Source organism: Geomonas azotofigens (assembly GCF_018919395.1).
Taxonomy (GTDB): Bacteria; Desulfobacterota; Desulfuromonadia; order Geobacterales; family Geobacteraceae; genus Geomonas; species Geomonas azotofigens.
Genome location: NZ_JAHLME010000001.1, coordinates 1,110,563 through 1,135,148 on the forward strand (window position 1 = coordinate 1,110,563; position 24,586 = coordinate 1,135,148).

A 24,586-nucleotide genomic window follows, 5' to 3' on the forward strand; every position below is an offset into this window, starting at 1 on the left:
CCCCTCAGGTGAGCTTCTTGCGGAAAACCCGCGTTGCCGCCAGTCCGAGCACGGTGGCGAAGATGGCCAGTCCGGCCAGGTCCTGCCAGATGGTGAGCACCGGCGATCCCTTCAAAAAGACGTTGCGCAGGATGGCCATGTAGTAGCGGGCGGGCACCGCGTGGGTGATGCCCCGCACCACGGCCGGCATCTGGTCGATCGGGTACATGAATCCGGACAGGAGAAAGGCCGGCAGGAAGGTGGCGATCAGCGAGACCTGGCTCGCGGCGAGTTGCGTCTTGGCCACCACCGAGAAGAAGTACCCAAGTGACAGCACCACGACCAGGAACAGGAGGGTGCTCAGCAAGAAGACCCAGATGTGTCCCCGGAACGGGACGCCGAACCACCACACCGCCATGACCGCACACAGGCTCGTGTCGGCGAGCCCGATCACCACGTAGGGGGCGAGCTTGCCCAGCATGATCTCCAGCGGCGTCACCGGGGTCGAGATGAGCTGTTCCATGGTGCCGCGCTCCCACTCCCGGGCCACGGTGAGCGAGGTGAGGAAGGTCCCCACCACCGCCATGACCATGGCCACGACGCCGGGGACGATGGTGACCATGCTCTCCAGGTTCTCGTTGAACCAGGTCCGCGCGTCGACGCTCAGGGGAAGCCGGACCTCCCCCTGGCCGCGCCCCCGCAGCCATTCCAGCTGGAGCTGCTGGGAATGCGCCTGCGCCACCGCCTCGGTGTAGCTCATCCCCACACTGGCGCTGTTGCTGTCGGTGCCGTCGAAGATGGCCTGCACGCTCACCTTCTGCCCGGAACGGAGCTTTTTCGAGAAGTCGGGGGGGACCACGATGCCGATCTGGCACGAGCCGGCGTCGATGGCCCGCACCAGCTCCGGGTAGCTCGACACCGTCTTGACCACGTCGAAATAGACCGAGGCCTGGAAGCGCTTGAGGAAGTCCTGGCTTTGCTGGCTCTTCTCCTGGTCGTAGACGTAGACCGGGATGTGCTTCATGTCGAAGCTCACGCCGTAGCCGAAGGCGAACATCATCACGATGGGCATGGCGATGACGATGCCGATGCTGCGGGCGTCGCGCCGGATCTGGATCATTTCCTTGCGCGCCATGGCGCAGAGCCGGTTCCAGTTGATCATTGCCCCTTCTCCTTGCCGCCGTCGCCTGCCGGTGCCGCTTTGCCGCTTTGCGCCGGGGTGTCGCCTTTATCCCCTTCATCCCTGTTCAGGCTGGTAAGCGACACGAACACGTCCTCCAGGGTGGGGCGGATGCGCTCGATGCGGGTGACCGCGATGCCGCGCGCGGCGAGGAACTCCTTCACCTCGGGGATGGCGCGCTCGGCGGAGCCGACCACGAGGTGCAGCGCGTTGCCGAAGATGGCGGCGTCGGTCACTCCCGGCGCTTGCTGCAGCTCTTCCAGGGCCTTGCCCACCTGGTCGCATTCGACCAGCAGGAGATCCCCGGCCATGCTCTTTTCCTTGAGCTCTAAGGGGGAGCCGGAGGCGACGATGCGGCCCCGGTCGATCAGCACCAGGCGGTTGCAGTACTCGGCCTCGTCCATGTAGTGGGTGGTGACAAAGACGGTCACCCCGTCGACGGCCATGCGGTGGATCAGCTCCCAGAAGAGCCGGCGCGAGATGGGATCGACGCCCGAGGTCGGCTCGTCCAAAAAGACGATGGGGGGGCGGTGCAGGACGGCGCAGCCAAGGGCGAGACGCTGCTTCCACCCGGCAGGGAGGGTCCCGGTCAGGAGCTGCTCCCGCCCGGTGAGTCCCGCCATGTCGATGGCCCAGCCGATGCGCTCCTTCAGTTCGGCCGTGGCGACGCTGTACATCCCGGCGAAAAAGCGCAGGTTCTCGATCACCTTCAGGTCGTTGTACAGGGAGAACTTCTGCGACATGTAGCCGATGTTCTGCCGTACCCGCTCCGGTTCGTGCGCGACGTCCAGGCCGGCCACCATGGCCTGCCCCGAGGTGGGGCGCAACAGGCCGCAGAGCATCCTGATGGTGGTGGACTTGCCGGCGCCGTTGGGGCCAAGGAAGCCGAAGATCTCGCCGGGACTCGCCTCCAGGGAGATGTTGTCCACCGCCACGAAATCGCCGAAGCGCTTCACCAGGTCCCGCACCACGACTGTCGGGGGCGCGCCGTTCATCGTTCGTCCCCCCGATCGCGCCGTTGGCCCGGACCCGGGTCGGCAAGATCACCGTGGTTTGCCTGGTCGCCCTGGTTTGCCTGATCGCCCTGTACCGCTTCGACGAAGAGGTCCTCGATGGACGGGGCGACCTGCTCGATGGTGTCGCAGGGGAGACCGGCGGCGGCGATACGGCTGCGCAGTTCCGGGATCATGCGCTGCGGGTCGCGGACCACCAGGTGCAGGCCGTCTCCGACGATCATCACGGTGGATATCCCTTCGACCCCGGCCAGGAGGTCCCGGACCGGGCGCGGGTCGGCGCAGACGATGGAGAGGACGGCGCCGGGAAGCGATGCCTTGAGGTTGGCGGGGGTGTCGCAAAAGAGCATGCGCCCTTCGTGCAAAAGGGCCACGCGGTGGCAGCGTTCGGCCTCGTCCAGGTACGCCGTGGTGGTGAGGATGGTCACCCCCTGGTCCAAAAGGGTGTAGAGGATGCGCCAGAAGTCGCGCCGGGAGACCGGGTCGACCCCGTTGGTCGGCTCGTCCAGGAGGATGACCTTAGGGGTGTGGATCAGCGCGCAGACGAGCCCCAGTTTCTGCTTCATCCCGCCGGAGAGCTTGCCGGCCAGCCGCGAGCGGAACTCGGCCATCCCGGCGGCCTTCAATAGTTCCGCCGAGCGCTCCTCCCGCTCCCGGCGCGGCACGCCGAAGAGGTCCGCGTAGAAGCGGATGTTCTCGTCCACGGTCAGCTCCTCGTAGAGCCCGAAACGCTGCGGCATGTAGCTGATGTGGTGCTTGGCCCGCTCGGCGTCGCGGGCAAGATCGAAGCCGGCGACCGTCGCGCTCCCCTGGTCCGGCGCCATGACGCCGGCGAGCATGCGCATGGTGGTGGTCTTGCCGGCGCCGTCGGGGCCGACCAGGCCGAAGATCTCGCCGCGCCGGACGGCGAAGGTCAGCCCGTCCACGGCGCGGACGCCGGGAAAGGACTTGGTGAGCCCATTGAGCTCTATGGTGTTCTCGGGGGCGCTCATGTCACCGGGCCGGCGCCACGGCGAGGGTCGCGTCCGCCGGCATCCCCGGCTTCAGCTCGTGCCCCGGGTTCTCCAGCTCGATCTTGATGCGGTACACCAGGGTCACCCGCTCCTTGTGGGTCTCCACCGACTTCGGGGTGAACTCGGCCTGGGACGAGATGAAGGAGACCCGCCCCCGGTAGCTCTTGCCCGGGTAGGTGTCGGTCCTCACTGTGGCGACCTGCCCCAGCTTGACCCGGCCGAGGTCGGTCTCGCTCAGGTAGCCGCGCATCCAGAGATGGTCCAGGTCGGCGATGGTGGCCACCGGTGTCCCGGCCGTCAACACCTCACCCAACTCCGCCTGCCGTACCAGCACCACCCCGGTGATGGGGGCCTGGAGGGTCGTATAGGAAAGCTTGATCCTGGAGAGTTTCAGCGCCTGGCGCGCCGAGCGGACCGCGGCGCGGTTGATGTCCACCTGCTCCTTGCGCACCCCCTCGAGCACCTGGTCGTAGTTCTGTTTCGCCCGCTCCAGGGTCGCCTGGCTTCGCTTCAACGCGGCCGCCGCCGTGTCGCGCACCTGCGCCGAGACCTCGTCCTTCTCGTAGAGGGACTGGTAGCGCTGCAGGTCGTGCCTTTTCAGCTCGTAGTCCGCCTGGGCGTCCAAGACCGACTGCTGCGCCGCCTTTTTCTCCTGGGGACGGCTGCCGGCCGTGGCGAGGCCCAACTCGGCCTCGCGCGTCCCCACGCTCGCCTCGTCGATCTGCACCTGCTGCCGGTAGTCGCTCTGGTCCAGCCTGGCCAGGACGTCTCCCGCCTTGACCAGCTGCCCTTCCTCGACGGGAAGTTCCGCGAGCCGTCCGGGCACCTTGAAGCCGACCACGCTCTCGTGCGCCTCGATGTTGCCCGAGAGGGTGATGGAGGTGGCGTCGGCGTCGCTTTTGGCCCGGTGGGTGAAGAAGTATCCGGCGCCGACCACCACGGCGACCAGCAGGAGGATGGGGATCAGTTTTCTTTTCATGGCGTGCATCACCTCGCAGTTATTCGATGCCCAGGAACAGCCGGTACACCTTCTCGGTATCGCCCAACGCGCGGGCGAGCGCTATCTTCGCCTCGGCATGCTGCGCCAGCGCGTTCAGTTCGTTGTCGCGGGCCCGTGCCAGCGCGTCCTGGGCCGTGACCACCTCGATGTTGTTGGCAATCCCGTTTCTGAAGCGATCGCCAGCGTACTGCAGTTCACGCTCGGCGAGCTGTGCCCCTTCCCGCGCGGTGGCCACCTGGTCGTTCGCGGAGGTGAGGTTCAAAAGGGCCGCGCGGATGTCCTGCTCCACCCCGAGCTTCAGGTCCGCGAGCTGCCGGGAGTTGCGGTCCAGCCTGCTCTCCAGCTCCAGGCGCTCACCCTTGCGGTCGTAGTCGAAGAGGTTCAGCACCATGTTGACCTGGAGCATCCCGGTCGGGTCGAGCCGGCTCATCTCCTGGCCGCTGGTGCCGTAGTTGCCGCTCACCACGATCTTGGGGAGGTAGCGCGAGCGGGAGGCCTTGGCCTGCTCCTCCAGGGCGGCACGCTGGGCAAAGAGCGAGCGGTAATCCGGGCGGCTTTCCAGCGCGGCCTGGATCGCCTGCTCGATCCGCGGGGACTCCAGGGGCTTGAATGAGAGGTTGTCGGTCAGGGTGATGGGGGTGCCGAGATCGACGCCGACGCTGCGCGCCAGGGCGAGCAGGGCGAGCTGTGCGTTGTTCCTGGTCACCAGGAGGTTCTGGCGGTCGTTGGCGAGCTGCACCTGGGCGCGCAGCACGTCGAGGCCGTCCGCCACCCCCGCCTCGCGCTGGTCGCGCGCCAGCTTCTCAAGCACCTCCGAGGTCTGCACCCGGCTTAGCGCGGTCGTCACCCGGGCCTCGGCGTAGGCCGCATCCAGGTACCGCACCGTGACCAGCCGGATCACCTCGCCCCGCGCGTCCGTGTAGTCGGCGAGCCGCGCCTTCTTCTCCTGTTCGGCCGCCTTGATGGCGTGGTAGCTCTGCAGGTCGAGGATGCTCTGTTCGCCGTAGATGCGGAAGTCGTAGCTGGTGAATGGTCCGACCACGGCGGGGGAGTTGGGGAGGCTGATCCCCTGGGCGCGCAGGTTCCGGGTCTGCCAGGCGAAGGGGGTCTCGATGCGCAGGTGCGGGAGGTAGCCGGCGAGCCTGCGCTCCCGCGTCCCTTCCGCCTCGTCCACCCTCGATTTGGCCAGCACCGCGTTGAGGTTCGTCTCGAGCCCCCGGGTGATGGCCTGGTCCAGCGACAGCGCCAGGGGGGGGGAGTCCTGGGCCGACGCCTCGCTCGCCGCCAGTCCGACCAGCAGCAAAACAGTCAGCAGTTTCAAACTCTTTGCGATCATGACGTATCCTTTGTCGCCTGTTGCTACTTGGAGCGGGCCCCGTCTACGAACACCTGGATGCTCTTCTTCAAATTCTCTTCCAGTGGATCGACCGGGTTAAGAGACCAGGTGATCATGGTGCCGAATATGATGCGCTGAAAGGACTGGGCGATGCTGAAGGCATCCAGGTCGCTGCGGATTTCCCCCGACTGCTGGCGCCGCGCCATGACCGTCGAGAGTTGCTGGATGTTCCCTTCCATGGCCTCGGCCATGCGCCTTCGAACCGTCTCGCTGCCGAAAACCGCGGTCATCAGGCTCTGGATCAGCCCCGGGCTCTTTTCCTGCTCCATGGTCAGCGTCAGCGCCAGTTGCAGCAAAAGCGGGGCGAGCGACCGGTCCGATTCCCGGTTCGCCGCCACGAAGTCGGCGACCCGCTCCATTTGCAGTTCCCGGTACTCCAGAAGGACGCTTTCCTTGTTCTCGAAATAGTTGAAGAAGGTTCCCTTGCCCACGTCCGCGGCGGCGGTGATCGCCTCTATGGTGGTGGCGTTGAACCCCCGTTGCGCGAAAAGGTCGAGCGCGGCCCGGAAGATCCGTTCCCGGGTTTCCTCGCTCCGCTTGGCCCTGCGGCCGGATTGGCGGCCGGACGGCTGGTTCTCCTTCTCCGTTTTGGCGGCAGGCATGGCATCCTCCTTTATGACCGTTGGTCATATTTGACTTTAAGTCACCTTGTGCGCGATGTCAAGCATCTGATATCTCGATCGGGCTGTGGAACTGGAGTGGTCGAGAAATGAAGCTGGCAGATGGTGCCACGTGAAGGAGGATGGTCATGAAAAAGATATGGATGTCTCTCGGGTTACTGCTCCTGACCACGGTGCTGTCAGGGTGTTGCCCGTGCTGGTGGCACGACCGGGACGACGGAAACTACCGTCATGACGGCAGGCACTATGACGACCGCGGCGGGTACGGCGATCGCAGGTACTAAAAAAATCGAGATCATCAAAAGCGAAGGGGGCTGTCCTGAGACAACCCCCTTCCTGCGTCTGCTTTGTTGAACCGTTCAGTCTTCCTCTTCGCCCTGGTGCTTCGGCCCGCGCGGCAACTCGAGCAGTTCCGCTCCCAGTGCCTCAGCGATGAACTTCAATTCGCACATGCGCATGTGCTGGCCGTACACCTTGAGATCGAGGTCCGCCACCGCCACCAGCACGTGCCGCGGCTGGTGGGCCCCATCCTGCATCTTCGTCCTGTGCCGATAAAAGATCTTTCCCGCCATGAAAGGGTGCCTCCTTTCCCTTCGTTCCTCCCCAAGGAGGGGGTACGCCTTCATTATACAGGTTCATCATGTGTACGACCAGTCGAAGGATCACATTAATTCGGAGTCGGTGGCGCGCTCACACCCGGATCAAGGTGCCGATCTTCTCCTTGCGGATCGCCATCCCAACGGTGCCGCGCTTGTGGCCGTTGACGATGCGAATCTCCTTCACGTTGGCCATGTCGCGCAAGAGATAGAGCATCTTGCGCTCCAGGACCATGTCCTCCATGTCGAGCTTGATGAGATCTTCCACCGTGATCTCCTCGATCAGTTCCGCCTTCGGGTTGACGCGGGGGTCTTCGGTGAAGAGGCCGTCCACGTTTTTGACCAGGATGCAACTCTTCGCGCCCAGCACCTCCGCCATGAGCAGCGCGCCGGTATCGGTTCGGTGCGGAGGGATCAGCCCGGTCTCCGGCGGGTGCTCGTAAAGGCCGTAGGGAGGCGTGCCGTGGATCACCGGCAGCAGCTTCAGGTGCAGCATGGTGGGGAGATCGAGGAGGTCGCCGGTCTTCACCCGGCTGCCGCCCCACTTCGACAGGAGCAGGGTCACGATCTCCGCGTTCTGCTCGCTGATCTTGCCCGCCAGTTCGGCGAGAACGCCGGTCGGCATGCCGAGGTCGATCCCGATGTCGAGGATGTGGCGCACCCGCACGCCACCGCCGGTGACCACCATGATCTGGTTCTCCCGGGACAGCTCGCCGATCTCCTCCAAAAGCGGCAGGACCACTTCGCGGCCGTAGTCGATGATGCCGTGTCCGCCGATCTTGACCACGTTCAGATCGGGGACGAGCCGCAGCGTCGCAGAGCCGGCGCCGCGCTTGAGGCCCTTGCGGACCAGGGTTTCCCCCTTGAGGTGCGATTCAATTTCGTGCCGAAAATTCATGAATAGACCTCCTCGTGATGGAGCCTGCCAGTGAATAACATGTCGGTCGCCGTACCCGGACCGGTCAATAGTCCCGCAACATCCTTCGGGGCAGCGTCTCCCAAAGGGCGACGCCGGAAGGGTGCTCCGCAGGACGTACCAGCAGCACCGAGCCCCCGTCGCGCATCACCGTCTTCGGCTTCTCGGCGATGGAGACCAGGTCGGCAAGGTCAATGCTCTTCCCGTCGGGGCGGCGCACGGAATCGACGTCGGGCTGTTCCAGGAGTTCGCGCACGCTCAGCACCTGCCCGGGGCGGACAGCGGCGAGGCTCCCCCGCATGCGCCCGTCGTTTCCCCAGAGCCTCAAGCCGACGCCGGCAAGGGCGCCGATCACGCCGTGGCCGGTGCCGCCATGCTCGGAGAGATGCACGCCGAGCCTTTGGGCGAGTTTCAGGGCCTCCTCCTTCCGGATCACCTCCTGCTTCGCCCGCCGGCCGAAGCCGACCAGTTCCGCCGGCGAGTCGAGGCCGTCGGTGACGGCGAGACACAGTCCGGGATCGGAGCCCTCGGCGCATTCGCGCTCCAGGAACTCGCTGGCGAAGGGGATGACCCGTTCCAGGCACTCTGCCGGCATCTCGATCGGGAAGCACATGGCGCTGTTGTGCGAGGTGTAGGGAATGTCGGGATGTACCAGCAGCTGGTGCCGTGTGATGAAGCCGGGCGTACCCCAGGCGTTCGCCTCGACGGCTGCGGCAATCAGCGCGGCGAGTTCTCCGGTGCCTCTGCTGACAGAATTGTCCGTGTCGTCGATGGCAATCAGTACTTTCATGGCCGTCACACTCTCAGGAGAAGGTGTTTGCAAGGACATTACTATAACAATAAATTTGCAGTGTTCACTGTTGCGCGATGAGTTTGCGACACAGTGACACGTCGTGGCCGTTTCGACCGGGGGGGCGGGTGGCGAGGAGTCAGGCGGGTGGAACGAAAAAAGGGTCGCAGCTTGCGCTGTGACCCTGGAATATTTTGGCTCCCGAGGTAGGACTCGAACCTACGACACACGGATTAACAGTCCGCTGATCTACCGACTGATCTACTCGGGAATACTGGTTTCTTCGCCCTGTGCCGCGAAGAGATTACGTGTATAGCATAGCGGTTTTTGGCTGTCAATAATATTTCTGCAGCGTCTCTCACAGAAATTGCCATTTTTTCCATGGCAATATTCCCCTCTTTTCAGAGTGTCGCAGAATCGATTACTTGCATTTGGGGGCATTTCTCGCTGTCGATACGTCAGACCGGCGGATGCCCGCATCGTTGACTTTCCACCAGCCCGCGGGATATATTCAATTCTTCCGATATTTCCAGTAACAGTGCAGAGGACCCCAATGAACCAGCCGCTTGAAAAGTTGTACCGTACCGCGCTCCTCCTGGCGCTGATCACCATCCTCTACAACATCCTCGAAGGGGTGGTCTCCGCCTGGTTCGGCTTCGAGGACGAGTCCCTGGCGCTCTTCGGTTTCGGCCTGGACTCTTTCGTCGAGGTGGTTTCAGGTGCCGGTATCTGGCACATGGTGCGGCGCCAGCGCGACAACCCCGACCAGGCGCCCGACCAGTTCGAGCGCAGCGCGCTCAGGATCACCGGCGGCGGCTTTTACCTGCTCGCGGCAGGCCTCCTGCTCACCTCTCTCTACGACGCCTTTCACCGGCACGCGCCCACCACCACCTTCTGGGGCATGGTGGTCTCCCTGGTCTCCATACTCTCGATGTGGCTGTTGATCCAGCAGAAGGTGAAGGTGGGGAAGGCCCTGGGCTCCCAGGCGATCCTCGCCGATGCCGCCTGCACCCGCGTCTGCCTCTACCTTTCCGTCATCCTGCTCGTTTCCAGCGCCGGCTATTATCTCACCGGCATCGGCTGGCTCGACTCCGCCGGAGCGCTCGGCATCGCCTGGTTCAGCTTCAAGGAGGGGAGGGAGGCCTTCGACAAGGCCAGCGGCATGCCCTGCTCCTGCAGTTGAAGCTCTTCTGGTTAGCCGGCGGCTAACCCTGTTCTCCCCCCCTCATTCCTGACCCTCTCGCCTCTTTTGCTGTAGGAAAAAGGATGTCGCTTCCTTGCGCACGGCAGTGGCGGGTGGTAGTGTTTCTAATGTGTACTGCTGAAACATGATCTTAATTGGAAGGAGGGAACGCTGAAATGCTTGAGGAATTCAAGAAGTTCGCCGTCAAGGGGAACGTGATCGATCTCGCCGTCGCCGTTGTGCTCGGGGCCGCCTTCGGCAAGATCGTCACCTCTTTCGTCGCAGACATCCTCACCCCGCCCATCGGGAGGTTGCTGGGCAACATCGATTTCGCCTCCCTCTTCTTCAACCTCTCGACCACGCCGGTCCGCTCCGTCGCCGAGGCCAAGGCGGCCGGTGTCCCGGTGATCGCCTACGGGCTTTTCCTGAACACCATCTTCGATTTCGTGATCATCGCCTTCGCCCTCTTTCTCGTGGTGCGCCAGATCAACAGGCTGGTGCCGGCGCCTCCCCCCCCGGTCACCACCAAGGAATGCCCGCGCTGCTGCACCATGATACCCGTCAAGGCGACCCGCTGCCCCAACTGCACATCCGAGCAGGAGTGAATCCTGAAATTCCACAGGAGGTAATCTAGATGAACAAAAAAGTGCTGTTTCTTCTCGCTCCGGCCTTGCTGCTGGGCGTCCACACCGCCGCCCGGGCCGAGGTGAAAGCGGAGAGCTTCTCCCTGTCCCCCTACATCGGGGGGTACACCTTCATCGGCAAGGACCGTCTGGAGACCATGCCGGTGTACGGTCTGCGCGCCGGCTACAACCTCAGCAGGCATTTCGGGCTGGAGGCGGTGTTCGATTACGTCAACACGGAAGGGAAGAAAAACAGCGGCATCGGGGATGGTGTGGACGTGTACAACTACCATCTCGACGCCCTTTTTCACTTGATGCCGGAATCCCAGTTGGTGCCGTATCTCGCGATGGGCTTTGGCGGGCAGTCGAGGAAATATCCTAACGGGACCGACACCGATCATTCCGCCTTCAACTACGGCCTGGGCGTCAAGTACTTCCTGAAGGACGCCCTCGCGCTGAGGGGCGATGTGCGGCACCTGATGCCGATGGGCGACGGCGAGCGGGTGCACAACCTCGAGTACACCGTGGGGATGGACTTCATCTTCGGCGGCGTCAAGGAGGCGGCCGCCCCGGCTCCCAAGCCGGAACCGGTCCCCGCACCCGTAGTAGTGCCTCCGCCCCCGGCGGCCCCGACCGACCAGCTCACCATCACACCTGCCTCGGTCATCCAGGGAGGGATGGTGACCCTGACCTGGACTTCCAGCAACGCTACCTCCTGCGTTATCGAGCCGAGCGTCGGTCCGGTGCCGGTTTCCGGCTCCATGACGGTCACTCCCGCGCAAAGCGCCGATTACACCCTCGTTTGCAACGGCGCCGGCGGGACCGCGAAGAGCCTGGCCAAGGTCGACGTGATGGCTCCGCCGCCCCCACCTGTTCCCGCGCCGGCACCTGTCGTGGCCCCGGTTCCGCCTCCGCCGCCGGTTGTGGTCCCGGTTCCCGAACCGGCCAAGCTGTGCAAGCCCGCGGTGATCAACATCAAGTTCGACACCAACAAGTCGGACATCAAGCCGCAGTACCACGATGAGCTCCAGGCCGTGGGCGCCTTCCTCAAGGAATTCCCCCAGGCAAAAGGAACCATCGAAGGGCACACCGACAACGTCGGCAACAAGGCCGCCAACATGAAGCTGTCCCAGCGTCGCGCCGAGAGCGTGCGCGACTACCTGATCAAGAACTTCGGCGTCGCCCCCGACCGTATCAAGGCGGTCGGCTACGGTCCCACCAAACCGGTTGCCAGCAACAAGACCGCTGCCGGGAAACAGCAAAACCGCCGCATCGAGTCCAACTTCAGCTGCGAGTAGAACCAAAACCCGGCTCGTGACAAAAAAGGCGCTCCCGTCTGGCAGGGAGCGCCTTTTATAATTCCCTCCTGTCTGTTTGATGACATCAGTTTCTTGCGCCCCGGTAAATGAGTGGTAGCCTTAGCGATGTGCTTTTTCCCGGCTGCCTCAATACCAAGGTGGCGCGAGCCATTGCTCGCGGGAAATGAGCACTCTGTCCCGCCTCACCTTCAGTCGCAACAGTATGACCGCGTCGCCGCCCGGGCGCTCTCCCAATGCGTTATCACAGTGAAGCCTAAACAACATAGGAGGTGTCAGATGAAAAAGTACCTGCTGTTGCTTGTTCTGGTTCCCGCATTGATGTTCACGCTGCTCACGCAGGCCCACGCCGAGATCAAGGCACAAAGCTTCTCCCTGTCACCCTTTGTCGGCGGCTACACCTTCATCGGCAAAGAACACCTGGAGACCGCACCTGTCTTTGGCTTGCGCGGCGGTTACAACTTCACCAAGCACTTCGGTCTCGAGGCGGTGTTCGATTACGTTCCCACCGAAGGGAAGAGGCACAGCAACATAGGTGACCTCGACGCGTACAACTACCACCTCGACATGCTCTACCACTTCATGCCGGACAGCCAACTGGTCCCCTACGTCGCGGCCGGCTTTGGCGGGCAGTCCCGTGAAGCGTCCGGTCCCTTCGAGACCAGCCGCCCCGCCTTCAACTACGGGGCGGGCGTGAAGTATTTCCTCACCGACGCGATGGCTCTCAGGGGCGACCTGCGGCATCTCATCCTCAGGGAGGATGGCGAGTCGTTCCACAACCTGGAGTACACCGTCGGGGTTGATTTCATGTTCGGCGGCGTCAAGGAGGCCCCCGCGGCGGTCGCCAAGCAGGAGCCCCCCCCGCAGCCTGCCCCCGCCGAGGAGCCGCCGCTGGAACCGGTCCCCGCTGCCGAGCCGACGCCTGGTCACTACAAGTACTGCGTCACCCTGCACGGCGAGTTCGACATCGACAGGGCCGCCATCCGCCAGGAGGACAAGGAGCAGATCGGTCCGGTGTGTGAGTTCATGAAGCAGTATCCGACCACCACCGCCATCATCGAGGGGCACACCGACAACGTGGGCGCTCCCGAGTACAACCTCGACCTCTCCAAGCGCCGCGCCCAGGCGGTCGTCGACTACATGGTCACCAACTGCGGCATCGACCGCCCCCGCCTCGAGGCACGCGGCTTCGGCCTGTCGCGCCCCGTGGCCTCCAATGCCACCGACGAGGGGCGCCAGGCCAACCGCCGCATCGAGGCCATCATCGACTGTGCCTTCGACGTGAAGGAGGTGAAGCCTCCCGAGCGCCTGTGCATGGCCCTGGTGGTCGAATTCGACACCGGCAAGTTCGACATCAAGCCGCAGTACAAGGATGAAATGGCGAAAGTCGCCGATTACATGAAGAAGTACCCGACCACCACGGCCATCATCGAAGGGCACACCGACAACGTCGGCGGCTACGAGTACAACATGAAGCTGTCGCGTGAGCGCGCCGAGAGCGCGGTGCGTTACCTGGTCGACAACTTCGGCATCGAGAAGAGCCGCCTCACCGCCAAGGGGTACGGCTACACCAGGCGCGTCGCCTACAACAGCACCGCCGAGGGGCGGGCCAAGAACCGCAGGATCAACGCCATCATCGACTGCGTGGTGACCCCAAAATAGATAAAGGCAAAGATTGAGAGTGAGAACGCCTGCGGCTGCCAGTCAGTGGCCGCGCAACTAAAGCAAAAAGGGGAGGCCATATGGCTTCCCCTTTTTTTGCTGCTCTGTCTCGACTCAAGTGTCAGTCTTTACCCGTTCACCCGATCTCCTTGGCGATGAAGCGCTGCACGCCGCGCAGCATCTCGTCCACGTCGGCGGTGCGGTATCGCTCCCCCTGTCCGGACAGGAAGTCCGCCTTCATGTAGCACCAGTCCTTGACCCGCTGGTAGGTTCCCACCTGGTACACCTTCGCCTGGTAGAGCGCCTCGTTCATCTCGTCGGTGCTTCCGGTCGCGATTCCCTTGTTGCCGCAGATCAGCATGAGCGCCTGCTCCAGCAAGACAGAAGCCAGGATGCAGGCTGTGTGGTTGTCGCCGCGCTTCAAAAACTCGGAGGTCCTGCCGCCCAGGTATTGGAGCACCGCGTGGTCCAGGAACAGGCGGATCTCGGTGAGACCTCCCGCTTCGTATTCCTCGCGGGCGGACTGCACGATGGCCCGGCAGTTGTCGAAGCTTTCCTTGTAGGTGATGTTGATGATCTTGGCGTAGATGGATTGGAAGTTGCGGTAGTAGGCGCTCTCCTCGCCGAAGATCTGCTGCAGAAGGCTCAGCGCCGAGTTGGCCCAGTCCTGGAACAGCTTTGAGTCGACGGTGGCGGCGATGTCGTTGATCAGCTGCGAAGAACTCACCTTCTTCGCCTTCTCGGCGAGCTCATCGAACTTGCGGGTGACGGTGTAGTCCAGTTTCAGCATGATATCTTACCCCCTTTGGGGTCTGCGGGTCTGTAAGCGCCTGCGAAGTTATAGTTTTTCCAGTGAAAAGTCAACATTCGCCTTGAGGCTCAGGCCGGGGTGATGCTGATGCGGGGCGCCTGCAGGCGGCGGGCCACGATGGCGCTGTGCCGCGAGCGCAGCGACGCCAGGTTCCCCTCCAGGAAGTCGAGCGCAGATCGGTCCGGGATCGCCTCCAGGTAACGGTCCACCAGTTGTCCCATCAACAGGTTATAGGCCTTGGTGGAGGAGCCGTGGGCGTAGTTGCGGCCGGGAAAGCGGCGGATGTCGCCGTCGCAGGCAGGGGAGATGTGGTACAGCTCGTGGAATATGGTGATCAGCTTCTCGCGGAAGGAGAGTTCCAGGAAGCGGGGGACCAGGAAGTAGATGACGTAGAGCATCTCCTCGCCGCGGTGGGTGATGCTGGGCATGGTGCAGAGGACGCTGCGCCGTCCGCGCCGGGTCTTGACCGATCTCTCGCCGCCGGCGAAGCGCAGCGGGTGGATCTTGGCGAGGCTGCCGCCGCGGCTGGCCCTGCCGGTCGAGACGCAGACCAGCAGCTTTTCGGGGATGATGTGGTGCAGTTCCGGGGAGCGGAGGGTGATGTCGTAGATCAGCCGCTCCAGCTCCCCGGTCAGGTTCAATGTGGACATTACACTCCGGCGAGTTTGAGCTTGTGGCAGAATAGGCAGCGCATCGGCCCGTCCTTGGGTTTCACGGGGTGCTTGGCGGGGAAGGGGACGCCGCCCGGCTCGGTGTTGTGGCAGGTGGGGCAGCCCTTGTCGGCCTCCATCTTGCTGCCGGTCTTCTTGAACAGCTCGTAGGACGGCTTGTGGGTGTCGTCCAGCGGGACGCGCTTGGTCTTTTCCTCGCCGGAAATGACGTAGAAGATGATGAAAACGGCCGCGATGATGCCGATGAAGATCCAGTCTTTCTTGCCGATACGCATGTGCCCTCCGGATATCAAATCTAAGCGGCGAGGTTAAACGGGCCGCAGGGAAAATTCAAGCGAAATTGTTTCAAGAGCTTTTAACGCAAAGACGCCAAGGCGCGAAGACGCAAAGGGAAAAACAGGTTGGTCTTTACCTAGAAAGATTTTTCCTGGTTTCTTAGCGTCTCTGCGGCTTTGCGTTAAATCGATGTTTAGGTTTGTCTCTATGCACGTTGTGTTTCAAGGGTTCGAGGCGCAGCCGATGGCGCCGTTGTGCTGCGGGTGCTCCGGTATCACGATCTCCATGCCGCACTGGGCCCGCAACAGCTCCACCATGGCGCCGTTCAGCGCGACGCCGCCGGTGATCACCAGGGTGTCCGAGGGGAAACGCTTCAGCATCGGCATCACCCGCTTCACCAGGGTGAGGTTGACGCCGGCGCAGAGCCTGGAAACCGGATAGCCCCGAAGGATCTGCCCGATCAGTTCGCTCTCGCCGAAGATGCCGCAGGTGGCATCCAGCGCCACCGGCTCCTCGGAATGCGACGAAAGTTCTTCCAGGCTCACCTCGAGGACCGCCGCCATGTTCTCCAGGTAGCGCCCGCTGGAGGCGGCGCACTTGTCGTTCATGACGAAGTCGGTCAGCCTTCCCGCCACCACCTGGGCCACCTTGGTGTCCTGTCCTCCCATGTCCAGAAGAGTGAAGTTGGCGAACCCGGTCTGGGTGCGCGCGCCGGCGACGTGGGCCTTGATCTCCGAGATCACGCGCGCCCCGTGCAGGTTGATGCTGTTACGGCCGTAGCCGGTGACCGTGATCTGCGCCTCGGCCAGTTCCTCGGCGCTGAAGATGCCGCTCCCGAGGAGATCGAGCGACAACTCGTCGTTCACGATGCTGCCGTACTTCTTGTAGAAGGCAATGGTGTCCAGGTCCGCCAGCTTGACGATCTGGTCGCCGCGCATCAGTGCGAACTTGGCCTTCCTGCTCCCGAGGTCGATTCCTATTTTCAACGTGTCTGACACCTGAATCTCTTCTCCTGTCAATGCCGACCGCTCCGAAGCATTTTACAGATACGAACGGTGCGGTTTTATCTTGTGCCCTGCTTGCCAATCGCAGCGGCCATTGTATATTTTGTCACGGGTTTGGCACAGCCAAGGGACTTTCAGTTACGCTCATCGAGCAATTCCAGAAACCCTTCCAGCCTGATCTTCGTCCTGGCATCGACAGCACCCGGTTTGTCACCTTCGAGCGTGAGAATCGGGAGCTTGATGCTCTTTCTGAGTACCATATCCTCGATCTGCCTAAAGCAGAAGGATTGCACGTAGTGGATCACCCCGTCCACCTTGCGTTTCTCCAGTTCACGGCTGATATCGCCGAGCCGGTGGAAGATGTCGTAGGGGTAGCTGTAAGCGCGGTACTGCTCCACGAGGTCCTGGATGCCGTAAGGCATGGAGAACTGCCGCTGGGTCTCGTTGAAGACGACGCGGGCGCCCACCTCCTCCACGAAATCGTAAAGGCCGGAGACGATCGGCGGGACCCCGAGGTAGGCCAGCCTCATCCGCTCCTTGCGCTCGGGCCTGCGCGCCGCCTGCGCCAGGAAGGCGTCCACCTCGGCCTCGAAGGCGTCGAGGTCGCCGTTCATGTCCGAGGTGCAGACCTGGAAGTAGTGGTTCTCCTCGCCGGTGACCCGGTTCTCCTGCCAGGTCAGCCGGTCGATCTCGTGCACCTTCGCCCTGATCCGGTCCAGGCGTCTCTTCGCCTCGTTCACCTCGGTCCAGCCGACGCCGAAAACGGACATGAGCTTCTCGATCTCCGCCTTGAGCGGCGCGGCTTCACGGCTTGCCGGGTAGGCGAACGGATAGACCCGCACCCCGTCCAGCGACAGGACCTCCATGAGAGCCTTGGTGTAGCTGCAGTCCCCTTCGGTGACGGCGATCATCTCCTTGACGCCGCTGGCGACCACGGCGCCGTAGATACCCTTGATCCAGGCGCAGACGTTGCGGGGGAAGCCGGTGAGCTCGGCCTCTTCTATCAGTGAGGTCTTTTCGGGATGGGTGATGAAGACGTTGTTGAGATCGATGGGAACCACGCCCGCCGCGACCAGTACTTCCAGCGGGATGGTGGTGGTAAAGCCTACTCTGCGCAAAAGTTCTACTCCGTCTTGATGAAATACAGATAGATGAGGAACGCACCGATGGCGAGACCGCCGAAGGCGAAGGGAAGGGTCGTGGAGAGGTTCAGCGAATCGCCTTCCGCCGGCATGGTGTAGCGGATCAGGAGCAGCAGCGAGATGGTGGTGAAAAGCACCGCCAGCACGAACTTCGACCGCACGATCACGGCGTAGAAAGCGACAATCAGGAAGGCGCAGACGATCCAGGGGTTGGAGAGTGCGCTCTTCACGGTCAGGCGCTGGGCGAAGTCTATCAGGTGGGCCGTCTCGAACGGCGAAAGCTTTTCCGCAGTCTTTTGTAACAGCTCAGAGTTATCCATGAGTTCTCCTAACAACGGCTAGATTATATTCATATCGGTGAATTTAGCAAGAAGTTAAAGAGATAGGGTGTTTGAGAGATATTATAACGATCTGTTCACGTTCTTTTGTTTAACGGGTGCTAACGATTGTCCAGCGAAAGGAGTCAGGTATGGAAGAGCTCAAGGCGACCCCGCTGCGTGCGGACCACGAGAATCTCAAGGCGCTGATGGCGCCCTTCGGCGGGTGGCTCATGCCGATCCAGTACTCCGGCATCATCGCCGAGCACAAGTGGTGCCGCGAGAAGGCCGCCCTCTTCGATATCTGTCACATGGGGGAGTTCCTCTGCAAAGGCGACGTGGTCGCCAACGGGCTGGAAAATGTCTTCACCTTCTCGGTCAAATCCATTCCCGTCGGGCGCTCGCGCTACGGATTTCTCCTGAACGACGCCGGCGGCGTCATTGACGATCTGATCGTGTTCCGGTTGGCCGAAGACGAAGTGATGATCGTGGTCAACGCCGCCACCACCGACAACGATTTCGCAGTGATCCGCTCTCGGCTCAAGGATCCCGCCGCCCTGACCGACATCTCCGCCCGCACCGGCAAGGTCGACCTGCAGGGGCCGCTCTCCCGCGAGATCATGGTGCGGCATTTCGGGGCGGCGATCCAGGACATCCCCTTCTTCAAGTTTATTAAGACCAGCATCCTCGGCAGTGACGCCATCGTCAGCCGCACCGGCTACACCGGGGAGTTGGGGTACGAGATTTTTCTCCCCGCGGACAAGGTTGCGGAGTTCTGGCGCCTGCTGCTCGAGGACCCGCGCGTGGCGCCGGCCGGACTGGGCGCCCGCGATCTGCTGCGCCTGGAGATGGGGTATTCCCTCTACGGCAACGACTTGGACGAGCAGATTACGCCACTTACCGCCGGGCTCTCCACCTTCGTCAACATGAACAAGGAGTTCGTGGGCAAGGCTGCCCTGGAGCGGGAGATGGAGCAGGGCTCGTTCAGGATGAAGGTCGCCTTCAAGGTCGATTCGCGGCGCGCGCCGCGTCACCATTACCAGATCCTGCAAGAGGGGGATGAGGTGGGCGTGGTGACCAGCGGCGCCTTCTCCCCCATGCTCGCCTGCGGCATCGGCCTGGGGTTGGTCAAGCCCGAGGCGGCGGCGCTCGGCACCCGGCTCACCATCAAACAGGACCGGGTCGAGATGGAGGCGCAGGTGGTGGAGCTTCCCTTCTACACCGGCGGGTCGCTCAGAAGCTGAAATCATTAACAGGGATAAAAGGGATACAGGGGATAAAGACATGTCCCTGGCAGTTATCCCCTTTATCCCTGTTCGCATTGTTTTTCCAACTTAACGGAGGTCGGGATCATGGCAAAGTTCTACACCAAGGAGCACGAGTGGGTCGAAATGGCGGGGGCGCAGGCGACGGTGGGGATCAGCGAGCACGCGGCCCACGAACTTGGGGACATCACCTATGTCGAGCTCCCCAAGATCGGCAAGAGCGTCAAACAGTTCGACGCCCTGGCGGCCATCGAGTCGGTCAAGGCCGCCAGCGACATCTATGCGCCGGTCTCGGGGAAAGTGGCCGAGGTGAACCAGGCGCTGGATGACGCGCCGGAACTGGTGAACCAGGGGGCCGAGTCGCAGGGATGGATCTGCAAGCTCGAAGGGGTGAACGAGGCCGAACTGGGCGCGCTCATGGACGCCGCCGCCTACGACGAGTACCTGAAAGGACTGTGACATGGGATACTGCCCGAACACGCCGGACGACATCCGGGACATGCTGGCGGCGATCGGCGCGGCCAGCGTGGAGGAGCTCTTCGCCCCCATTCCCGCTGAACTGCGCGCCAAGTCTTTCGAGCTTCCGCCCGGCATGTCCGAGCTGGAGCTCATGCGGCTCATGAGGGAGAAGGCGGCCTCCTGCGGCGCCGATATCACCCCCTTCATCGGCGGCGGTATCTATGACCACTTCATCCCCGCCGCCGTGGATCACCTCGCCTCCCGCGCCGAGTTCTACACCGCCTACACGCCATACCAGCCCGAATGCGCTCAGGGGACGCTGCAGGCGCTCTACGAGTACCAGACCACCATCTGCCGCCTGACCGGCATGGAAGCCTCCAACGCCTCGCTCTACGACGGCGGCACCGCGGTCGCCGAGGCGGCGCTCATGTCGCTGCGCATCACCGACCGGCACAAGGTGATCGTCGACGCGTCCGTGAACCCGCTGCACCGGGAGATCGTCACCGGCTACCTGCACGGCCTCTCCGCGCAAGCGGTGCAGGTGGCGCCCGACGGCTGCGCCTCCGACCTTGCCGGTCTCATGGCCGCCATCGACGACGAGACCGCCGCGGTCATCGTGCAGAGCCCGAACTTCTTCGGCTCGGTCCAGGACTTCCGGGAGCTGGCGCAGAAGGCGCACGACCACGAGGCGCTTCTGATCGTCTCCTGTTACCCGATAGCCCTGGGCCTCGTCGCGAGCCCCGGCGAGATGGGGGCGGACATCGCGGTGGGGGAGGGGCAGAGCCTCGGCAACCACCTCTCCTTCGGCGGCCCCTACTTCGGCTTCATCGCCACAAGGAAGCGCTTCATCAGGAACCTCCCCGGGCGCATCGTCGGCGAGACCGTCGACCACCAGGGACGGCGCGGCTTCGTGCTCACCCTGCAGGCGCGCGAGCAGCACATCAAGCGGCACAAGGCGACCTCCAACATCTGCAGCAACCAGAGCCTGTGCGCCCTGCGCGGCCTTATCTTCTGCGCCTCGCTCGGGAAGAAGGGATTCGAGGACCTGGCCCAGCTGAACTACGACAAGGCGCAGTACGCTAAGTCCGTGCTCGGCGCGGTGCGCGGGATCGACCTGCTCAACAGCGGCGCCACCTTCAACGAGTTCACCTTGGCCCTTCCCAAGGACGGCGCCGAAGTGGTACAACGGCTGCTCGACAAGGGAGTGGCGGCGGGAGTGCCGCTGGGGCAGTACTATCCCGGCATGGAGCGGGCGCTGGTGGTGACCGTGACCGAAAAGCGGACCAAGGACGAGATCGACCGTCTGGCGCTGCTGCTTGAGGAGGTGTTATGGAGCTGATCTTCGAGAAATCCGTCTCCGGACGCACCGGCGTCAGGGTCCCCTTGAGCGACGTACCCAAGGCCGCGTCCCTCCCCGACGCGGTGAGGCGCCGTGAGCCGGTGCGCCTGCCCGAGGTGGGCGAACTGGACCTGGTGCGGCATTACACCAACCTCTCCCGCAGGAACTTCTCGGTGGATACCAATTTCTATCCGCTTGGTTCCTGCACCATGAAGTACAACACCAAGGTTACCGAGAATGCTGGCGGGCTCTTCGCCTCCTGCCACCCGATGCTGGCGCTGCTTCCCGGCGGGGACCAGCTGGTGCAGGGGCCGCTGGCCATCGTCTATGAGCTGGAACGGCAGCTGGCGGAGATCACCGGCATGGAAGAGGTGACCACCCAGCCCTTGGCCGGCGCCCACGGCGAGATGACCGGCATCATGGTGATCGCCGCCTACCACAAGGCGCGTGGCGATGCGAAGCGGAAGTACGTCATCGTCCCGGACTCCTCGCACGGCACCAACCCGGCCAGCGCCGCCATGGCCGGCTACGAGATCGTCACCGTCCCGACCGCCCCCTACGGTGATATGGACCTCGACCTGTTCCGGCAGGCGATGAACGACGAGGTGGCGGCGGTGATGCTGACCTGCCCCAACACCCTGGGGCTGTTCAACCCGCACATCGCCGAGATCTGCGCCATCGCCCACGAGGGGGGCGCGCTCACCTACTACGACGGCGCCAACCTGAACGCCATTCTTGGCAAGGTGCGCCCCGGCGACGTCGGCTTCGACGTCATCCACGTCAACCTGCACAAGACCTTCGGGACGCCGCACGGCGGAGGCGGCCCCGGCAGCGGCCCCATCGGCGTGAGGGGGGATCTCGTTCGCTTCCTCCCCACCCCGCGCGTGGTGCGCAGAGAGGACGGCAGCTATGCCGTGGAGGATCACCCCGAGGGCATCGGCCGGGTTTCCGACTTCTTCGGCAACTTCGCCATAATGGCGCGCGCCTACGCCTACATCATGCTCCTGGGGCGCGAAGGGCTGATCGAGGTGAGCGAGCAGGCGGTGTTGAACGCCAACTACATGATGGCGCGGTTGAAGGAGGAGTACGAGCTTCCCTTCGACCAGACCTGCATGCACGAGTGCGTGTTTTCCGCGAGCCGCCAGGTGGAAAACGGGGTGCACGCCATAGACGTCGCCAAGTACCTCATCGACCGGGGCTTCCACCCGCCGACCGTGTACTTCCCGCTCAACGTCAAGGAGGCCATCATGATCGAGCCGACCGAGACCGAGAGCAAGCAGACCATGGATGCCTTCATCGAGGTGATGCTGGAAGCGGCCAGGATGGCCAGGGAGAATCCGGGGCGGTTGCACGAGGCGCCGGTGACCACCCCGGTGGGGCGCCTCGACGAGACCCGCGCCGCCAGAATGCAGCAGGTGTGCTGCGAATAAAAATAGAGGCAAAACCATTGGCCACGGAGAAAATCTGAGAACATCTGAGGAAAGACAAAATCGGAGAAAGGCAAAGAACTTTGCGGGAAGGCTCTGGGAGGCAGGCATCCGTGGCTAAAGGAAAGCAGCGGATGTGCGGGCGAAAGTTTCTGTTTTTTGCTGTACCCAAGTCTTCTGCCTCTCTCAGATTTCCTCAGATTTTCTCCGTGGCTAATGGTTTAGAGGTTTTATGTGTAAGTGGCGTTTGATAGATACCGGGCCCCTGGATGGTCCGGGCAACATGGCCCTCGACGAGGCGCTCCTCAGCTGTTTCCAGAAGGATCCCACGCGGCCGGTCCTGCGCCTGTACGGCTGGAATCCCCCGACGCTCTCGGTGGGCCGCTACCAGGACTCGGCCGCCGCGCTCAACCTCGATCTCTGTCGCGAGGAGGGGGTGCCGGTGGTGCGGCGCATGACCGGAGGCGGCATCATCTACCACGCCGCCGAGGTGACCTACAGCGTGGTCTGCGCGCCTGAACACCTGGGCGACCGGACCGGCGTAAAGGACGGCTTCCGCAAACTGTGCGGCTTTCTGCTCGGCACCTACCAGCACCTCGGACTCGACGCCCGCTTCGCCGTGGACTGCAACCCCGGCGCGGAGCGGCTGGGAGAACGGACCTCCTTCTGTTTCGCCGGCAAAGAGGAATTCGACGTCGTGGTCAACGATCGCAAGATCGGCGGCAACGCCCAGCGCCGCCTCTCCGGCGCCATATTGCAGCACGGCTCGATCCCGCTGGAAAACCGTGTGCGGCAGGGGCTTCGCTACCTCAAAGAACCGGCGCCGGGTGCGGCTCGCTCGGTGAGCCTGGCGGAACTGGGCCACACGCCCGAACCGGGTGAACTGAAACGACTGCTGGTCGAGTCGTTCCAGGAGCGGATGGGCGTCGACCTGGTGCCCGAGCCGCCCACAGACCAGGAGATGGTTACCGCGGGGAAACTTGAGGAACACAAGTACCGCTGCCCGAGTTGGACCTTCGAGGGGCGGAGCTAAAGACTGACTGGGTTATAGGGCGAGAAATGGAAGCAATGCGCAAGCCGGAATGGCTGCAAAAGAAGGTAAACCCGGCGGCACACGCGGAGATGGAAGGGCTCTTGAAAGAGCTCAACCTGAACACCGTGTGCCAGCAGGCCCGCTGCCCCAACATCACCGAATGCTTCCGGCAGCGGCAGGCGACCTTCCTGATCCTCGGGCGCGCCTGCACGCGGCTTTGCTCGTTCTGCTCGGTGTCCAAGGAAGTGCCCCTGCCGCCGGAACAGGGCGAGCCGACGGCGGTGGCCGAGGCTGTCTGCCGCTTGAAGCTCTCCCACGTGGTGATCACGAGTCCCACCCGCGACGATCTCCCCGACGGCGGGGCGGGGCAGTACGCCGAGACGGTTGCCGCCATTCGTAGGGCCTCGCCGGCAACGAAGATCGAATTGCTGATCCCGGATTTTCAGGAGGACCAGGAGGCGCTGAAGACGGTGCTGGCGAGCGCGCCCGACATCCTGGGGCACAATCTGGAAACGGTGCCGAGGCTGTACGCCATCCGCTCCGGCGCAGATTACCAGCGATCTCTGCGGCTGCTGGCCGACGCGCACCGGCTGGAACCGGAGTTGAAGACCAAATCGGGATTGATGCTCGGGCTGGGCGAGGAGGAGGACGAACTCCTCGCGGTATTCACGGACCTGGTTGCGGCGGGGTGCAGCTACCTGAGTCTGGGCCAGTATCTCGCGCCCAGCCGTCAGCACTACCCGGTGCAGCGGTTCGTCGAGCCGGAACGCTTCGACCGGCTGAAGGAGCAGGCGCTTGCCGCCGGCCTCCTCCACGTCGAGAGCGCCCCCTACGTGCGCAGTTCTTACATGGCCGACCGCTACGGTGAGAGGCCTGAGATACTGTAGGGGCAAATAATTATTTGCCCAGCCGCCGGTGCCCCGGCCAGTGCCCATGGCGAGAGAAGTCGAGGTGCAGAATGCGGTAAAAGGCGGGCGAATGATTATTCGCCCCTACAGGTTTTATCCAGCCAAGCCGTCATGCCGCCTCTGCTAGGCCGAGCTTGCGCAGCCATTCAGAAAGTTTCTGCCCGGCCCGGTTGACCTCGCCGCCGCGAATGGCGAGTCCTTCCAGAACCGTGGCGCCGGGGCAGAGATTCCTGATGTCCTGTGCGCTCTGCCCTAAGCCGGTTCCTTCATGGGTTATGAACGGCACGATCGCCTTGTCGCTGAAGTCGTGTCCAGCCAGGTATGTCATGACCGGCGGCGCCACCGTGTTCCACCAGTTGGGGGAACCGACGAACACGACGTCGTAGTCGGCGACGTCGTGACCTTTTGTCTTCAAACCCGGCCGGTACCCCGCCCGCAGCTCGCGCTTCGCCTGGTCAACGACGGTGTTGTAGTCTTCAGGATATGGTTGGACCGGCGTCAATTCGAGCAGGTCGCCCCCCACCCTTTGCTGGATCTGCCGGGCACATTCCCGGGTGTTCCCGGAATGCGAGAAGTAGACCGTCAGTACCTTCCACGCCCCGCTGCTTGCCTTAGTGCTTTCATTGCTCATCTAAAACATCCTTATT

General features: G+C 63.2%; 27 protein-coding genes and 1 tRNA gene. 11 read left to right on the forward strand and 17 right to left on the reverse strand.

Translation table 11 applies throughout. The features are described 5' to 3' along the window. Positions 1-4: 4 nt before the first annotated feature. From KOL99_RS04795 to KOL99_RS04820, 6 genes are read right to left on the reverse strand one after another with little or no spacing between them, the layout of a single operon-like run. Positions 5-1,141 carry an ABC transporter permease gene (locus KOL99_RS04795; protein ID WP_216509326.1) on the reverse strand — a complete coding sequence of 379 codons (1,137 nt, stop codon included), beginning with the start codon at positions 1,139-1,141 and terminating at the stop codon, positions 5-7. Continuing rightward, positions 1,138-2,154, reverse strand: a complete 1,017-nt coding sequence (locus tag KOL99_RS04800; RefSeq protein ID WP_236025764.1) for an ABC transporter ATP-binding protein — start codon at positions 2,152-2,154, stop codon at positions 1,138-1,140. Before KOL99_RS04800 ends, KOL99_RS04795 begins: the two co-directional genes overlap by 4 nt. Further along, positions 2,151-3,164 (reverse strand): ABC transporter ATP-binding protein, encoded by a 1,014-nt coding sequence (locus KOL99_RS04805; protein ID WP_236025765.1) that lies wholly within the window; start codon positions 3,162-3,164, stop codon positions 2,151-2,153. The genes KOL99_RS04800 and KOL99_RS04805 overlap by 4 nt, the downstream gene beginning before the upstream one ends. Before the next feature lies 1 nt (position 3,165). After that, on the reverse strand, positions 3,166-4,164 hold the full coding sequence (locus KOL99_RS04810) for an HlyD family secretion protein (protein WP_216509327.1): 999 nt from the start codon (positions 4,162-4,164) through the stop codon (positions 3,166-3,168). A 19-nt stretch (positions 4,165-4,183) separates the two neighbouring features. Continuing rightward, positions 4,184-5,521: a TolC family protein gene (locus KOL99_RS04815; RefSeq protein ID WP_216509328.1), complete on the reverse strand. Its 1,338-nt coding sequence runs from the start codon at positions 5,519-5,521 to the stop codon at positions 4,184-4,186. A gap of 23 nt (positions 5,522-5,544) precedes the next feature. After that, the gene (locus KOL99_RS04820) at positions 5,545-6,183 is read right to left on the reverse strand and encodes a TetR/AcrR family transcriptional regulator (protein WP_216509329.1); all 639 of its coding nucleotides are present in this window, start codon (positions 6,181-6,183) and stop codon (positions 5,545-5,547) included. Positions 6,184-6,329: 146 nt separating this feature from the next. On the opposite strand from KOL99_RS04820, the gene KOL99_RS04825 reads away from it, so the two are divergent. Beyond that, a complete protein-coding gene (locus KOL99_RS04825; protein WP_216509330.1) occupies positions 6,330-6,485 on the forward strand; it encodes a hypothetical protein in 156 nt (51 codons plus the stop codon). Between the two features lie 75 nt (positions 6,486-6,560). Here KOL99_RS04825 and KOL99_RS04830 read toward each other — a convergent pair whose 3' ends face one another. The 4 genes from KOL99_RS04830 to KOL99_RS04845 all read right to left on the reverse strand — a co-directional run bounded on the left by KOL99_RS04830 (position 6,561) and on the right by KOL99_RS04845 (position 8,774). Next, entirely contained in the window at positions 6,561-6,773 is a 213-nt protein-coding gene (locus KOL99_RS04830) for a hypothetical protein (protein ID WP_216509331.1), read from the reverse strand. 118 nt (positions 6,774-6,891) lie between these two features. Then, positions 6,892-7,695, reverse strand: coding sequence for an amino acid kinase family protein (locus KOL99_RS04835; RefSeq protein ID WP_216509332.1), 804 nt, complete (start codon positions 7,693-7,695; stop codon positions 6,892-6,894). Between the two features lie 64 nt (positions 7,696-7,759). After that, positions 7,760-8,503 carry a hypothetical protein gene (locus KOL99_RS04840; RefSeq protein ID WP_216509333.1) on the reverse strand — a complete coding sequence of 248 codons (744 nt, stop codon included), beginning with the start codon at positions 8,501-8,503 and terminating at the stop codon, positions 7,760-7,762. Between the two features lie 195 nt (positions 8,504-8,698). After that, positions 8,699-8,774: transfer RNA gene (locus tag KOL99_RS04845), tRNA-Asn, on the reverse strand. A gap of 282 nt (positions 8,775-9,056) precedes the next feature. Here KOL99_RS04845 and KOL99_RS04850 point away from each other — a divergent pair. The 4 genes from KOL99_RS04850 to KOL99_RS04865 all read left to right on the forward strand — a co-directional run bounded on the left by KOL99_RS04850 (position 9,057) and on the right by KOL99_RS04865 (position 13,287). Further along, positions 9,057-9,686 (forward strand): cation transporter, encoded by a 630-nt coding sequence (locus KOL99_RS04850; RefSeq protein ID WP_216509334.1) that lies wholly within the window; start codon positions 9,057-9,059, stop codon positions 9,684-9,686. A 176-nt stretch (positions 9,687-9,862) separates the two neighbouring features. Next, positions 9,863-10,291, forward strand: a complete 429-nt coding sequence (gene mscL, locus KOL99_RS04855; RefSeq protein ID WP_216509335.1) for a large conductance mechanosensitive channel protein MscL — start codon at positions 9,863-9,865, stop codon at positions 10,289-10,291. A 29-nt stretch (positions 10,292-10,320) separates the two neighbouring features. Next, entirely contained in the window at positions 10,321-11,607 is a 1,287-nt protein-coding gene (locus KOL99_RS04860) for an OmpA family protein (RefSeq protein WP_216509336.1), read from the forward strand. Positions 11,608-11,904: 297 nt separating this feature from the next. Then, positions 11,905-13,287: an OmpA family protein gene (locus tag KOL99_RS04865; RefSeq protein ID WP_216509337.1), complete on the forward strand. Its 1,383-nt coding sequence runs from the start codon at positions 11,905-11,907 to the stop codon at positions 13,285-13,287. A 136-nt stretch (positions 13,288-13,423) separates the two neighbouring features. On the opposite strand, the gene KOL99_RS04870 is transcribed toward KOL99_RS04865, so the two are convergent. From KOL99_RS04870 to KOL99_RS04895, 6 genes are all read right to left on the reverse strand, one after another. Then, positions 13,424-14,077 (reverse strand): hypothetical protein, encoded by a 654-nt coding sequence (locus KOL99_RS04870; RefSeq protein ID WP_216509338.1) that lies wholly within the window; start codon positions 14,075-14,077, stop codon positions 13,424-13,426. Between the two features lie 89 nt (positions 14,078-14,166). After that, complete coding sequence (locus tag KOL99_RS04875) at positions 14,167-14,748, reverse strand: putative metallopeptidase (RefSeq protein WP_216509339.1); 582 nt, start codon at positions 14,746-14,748, stop codon at positions 14,167-14,169. Then, entirely contained in the window at positions 14,748-15,044 is a 297-nt protein-coding gene (locus tag KOL99_RS04880) for a cytochrome C (protein WP_216509340.1), read from the reverse strand. The genes KOL99_RS04875 and KOL99_RS04880 overlap by 1 nt, the downstream gene beginning before the upstream one ends. A gap of 222 nt (positions 15,045-15,266) precedes the next feature. Further along, complete coding sequence (locus tag KOL99_RS04885; RefSeq protein WP_216509341.1) at positions 15,267-16,043, reverse strand: acyl-CoA dehydratase activase; 777 nt, start codon at positions 16,041-16,043, stop codon at positions 15,267-15,269. A gap of 140 nt (positions 16,044-16,183) precedes the next feature. Beyond that, entirely contained in the window at positions 16,184-17,167 is a 984-nt protein-coding gene (locus tag KOL99_RS04890; RefSeq protein WP_216509342.1) for a 2-hydroxyacyl-CoA dehydratase family protein, read from the reverse strand. 5 nt (positions 17,168-17,172) lie between these two features. Beyond that, a complete protein-coding gene (locus KOL99_RS04895; protein WP_216509343.1) occupies positions 17,173-17,511 on the reverse strand; it encodes a hypothetical protein in 339 nt (112 codons plus the stop codon). 149 nt (positions 17,512-17,660) lie between these two features. Here KOL99_RS04895 and gcvT point away from each other — a divergent pair, with 149 nt between their 5' ends. The 6 genes from gcvT (at position 17,661) to lipA (ending at position 23,918) form a co-directional block, all read left to right on the forward strand. Then, positions 17,661-18,752 (forward strand): glycine cleavage system aminomethyltransferase GcvT, encoded by a 1,092-nt coding sequence (gene gcvT, locus KOL99_RS04900; protein ID WP_216509344.1) that lies wholly within the window; start codon positions 17,661-17,663, stop codon positions 18,750-18,752. 108 nt (positions 18,753-18,860) lie between these two features. Beyond that, entirely contained in the window at positions 18,861-19,232 is a 372-nt protein-coding gene (gene gcvH / locus KOL99_RS04905) for a glycine cleavage system protein GcvH (RefSeq protein ID WP_216509345.1), read from the forward strand. A 1-nt stretch (position 19,233) separates the two neighbouring features. Continuing rightward, a complete protein-coding gene (gcvPA, locus tag KOL99_RS04910; RefSeq protein ID WP_216509346.1) occupies positions 19,234-20,571 on the forward strand; it encodes an aminomethyl-transferring glycine dehydrogenase subunit GcvPA in 1,338 nt (445 codons plus the stop codon). Beyond that, complete coding sequence (gene gcvPB, locus KOL99_RS04915) at positions 20,562-22,001, forward strand: aminomethyl-transferring glycine dehydrogenase subunit GcvPB (RefSeq protein ID WP_216509347.1); 1,440 nt, start codon at positions 20,562-20,564, stop codon at positions 21,999-22,001. The genes gcvPA and gcvPB overlap by 10 nt, the downstream gene beginning before the upstream one ends. 229 nt (positions 22,002-22,230) lie before the next feature. Then, a complete protein-coding gene (locus KOL99_RS04920) occupies positions 22,231-23,031 on the forward strand; it encodes a lipoate--protein ligase family protein (protein WP_216509348.1) in 801 nt (266 codons plus the stop codon). Positions 23,032-23,057: 26 nt separating this feature from the next. After that, entirely contained in the window at positions 23,058-23,918 is an 861-nt protein-coding gene (gene lipA / locus KOL99_RS04925; protein WP_216509349.1) for a lipoyl synthase, read from the forward strand. Between the two features lie 130 nt (positions 23,919-24,048). Here lipA and KOL99_RS04930 read toward each other — a convergent pair whose 3' ends face one another. After that, a complete protein-coding gene (locus tag KOL99_RS04930; protein ID WP_216509350.1) occupies positions 24,049-24,570 on the reverse strand; it encodes a flavodoxin in 522 nt (173 codons plus the stop codon). Positions 24,571-24,586: the final 16 nt, after the last annotated feature.

Coding starts and splice junctions, on each gene's coding strand:
- KOL99_RS04795 (WP_216509326.1), bottom strand. CDS start 1,141: ATGATCAACTGGAACCGGCTCTGCGCCATGGCGCGCAAGGAAATGATC.
- KOL99_RS04800 (WP_236025764.1), bottom strand. CDS start 2,154: ATGAACGGCGCGCCCCCGACAGTCGTGGTGCGGGACCTGGTGAAGCGC.
- KOL99_RS04805 (WP_236025765.1), bottom strand. CDS start 3,164: ATGAGCGCCCCCGAGAACACCATAGAGCTCAATGGGCTCACCAAGTCC.
- KOL99_RS04810 (WP_216509327.1), bottom strand. CDS start 4,164: ATGAAAAGAAAACTGATCCCCATCCTCCTGCTGGTCGCCGTGGTGGTC.
- KOL99_RS04815 (WP_216509328.1), bottom strand. CDS start 5,521: ATGATCGCAAAGAGTTTGAAACTGCTGACTGTTTTGCTGCTGGTCGGA.
- KOL99_RS04820 (WP_216509329.1), bottom strand. CDS start 6,183: ATGCCTGCCGCCAAAACGGAGAAGGAGAACCAGCCGTCCGGCCGCCAA.
- KOL99_RS04825 (WP_216509330.1), top strand. CDS start 6,330: ATGAAAAAGATATGGATGTCTCTCGGGTTACTGCTCCTGACCACGGTG.
- KOL99_RS04830 (WP_216509331.1), bottom strand. CDS start 6,773: ATGGCGGGAAAGATCTTTTATCGGCACAGGACGAAGATGCAGGATGGG.
- KOL99_RS04835 (WP_216509332.1), bottom strand. CDS start 7,695: ATGAATTTTCGGCACGAAATTGAATCGCACCTCAAGGGGGAAACCCTG.
- KOL99_RS04840 (WP_216509333.1), bottom strand. CDS start 8,503: ATGAAAGTACTGATTGCCATCGACGACACGGACAATTCTGTCAGCAGA.
- KOL99_RS04850 (WP_216509334.1), top strand. CDS start 9,057: ATGAACCAGCCGCTTGAAAAGTTGTACCGTACCGCGCTCCTCCTGGCG.
- mscL (WP_216509335.1), top strand. CDS start 9,863: ATGCTTGAGGAATTCAAGAAGTTCGCCGTCAAGGGGAACGTGATCGAT.
- KOL99_RS04860 (WP_216509336.1), top strand. CDS start 10,321: ATGAACAAAAAAGTGCTGTTTCTTCTCGCTCCGGCCTTGCTGCTGGGC.
- KOL99_RS04865 (WP_216509337.1), top strand. CDS start 11,905: ATGAAAAAGTACCTGCTGTTGCTTGTTCTGGTTCCCGCATTGATGTTC.
- KOL99_RS04870 (WP_216509338.1), bottom strand. CDS start 14,077: ATGCTGAAACTGGACTACACCGTCACCCGCAAGTTCGATGAGCTCGCC.
- KOL99_RS04875 (WP_216509339.1), bottom strand. CDS start 14,748: ATGTCCACATTGAACCTGACCGGGGAGCTGGAGCGGCTGATCTACGAC.
- KOL99_RS04880 (WP_216509340.1), bottom strand. CDS start 15,044: ATGCGTATCGGCAAGAAAGACTGGATCTTCATCGGCATCATCGCGGCC.
- KOL99_RS04895 (WP_216509343.1), bottom strand. CDS start 17,511: ATGGATAACTCTGAGCTGTTACAAAAGACTGCGGAAAAGCTTTCGCCG.
- gcvT (WP_216509344.1), top strand. CDS start 17,661: ATGGAAGAGCTCAAGGCGACCCCGCTGCGTGCGGACCACGAGAATCTC.
- gcvH (WP_216509345.1), top strand. CDS start 18,861: ATGGCAAAGTTCTACACCAAGGAGCACGAGTGGGTCGAAATGGCGGGG.
- gcvPA (WP_216509346.1), top strand. CDS start 19,234: ATGGGATACTGCCCGAACACGCCGGACGACATCCGGGACATGCTGGCG.
- gcvPB (WP_216509347.1), top strand. CDS start 20,562: ATGGAGCTGATCTTCGAGAAATCCGTCTCCGGACGCACCGGCGTCAGG.
- KOL99_RS04920 (WP_216509348.1), top strand. CDS start 22,231: ATGTGTAAGTGGCGTTTGATAGATACCGGGCCCCTGGATGGTCCGGGC.
- lipA (WP_216509349.1), top strand. CDS start 23,058: ATGGAAGCAATGCGCAAGCCGGAATGGCTGCAAAAGAAGGTAAACCCG.
- KOL99_RS04930 (WP_216509350.1), bottom strand. CDS start 24,570: ATGAGCAATGAAAGCACTAAGGCAAGCAGCGGGGCGTGGAAGGTACTG.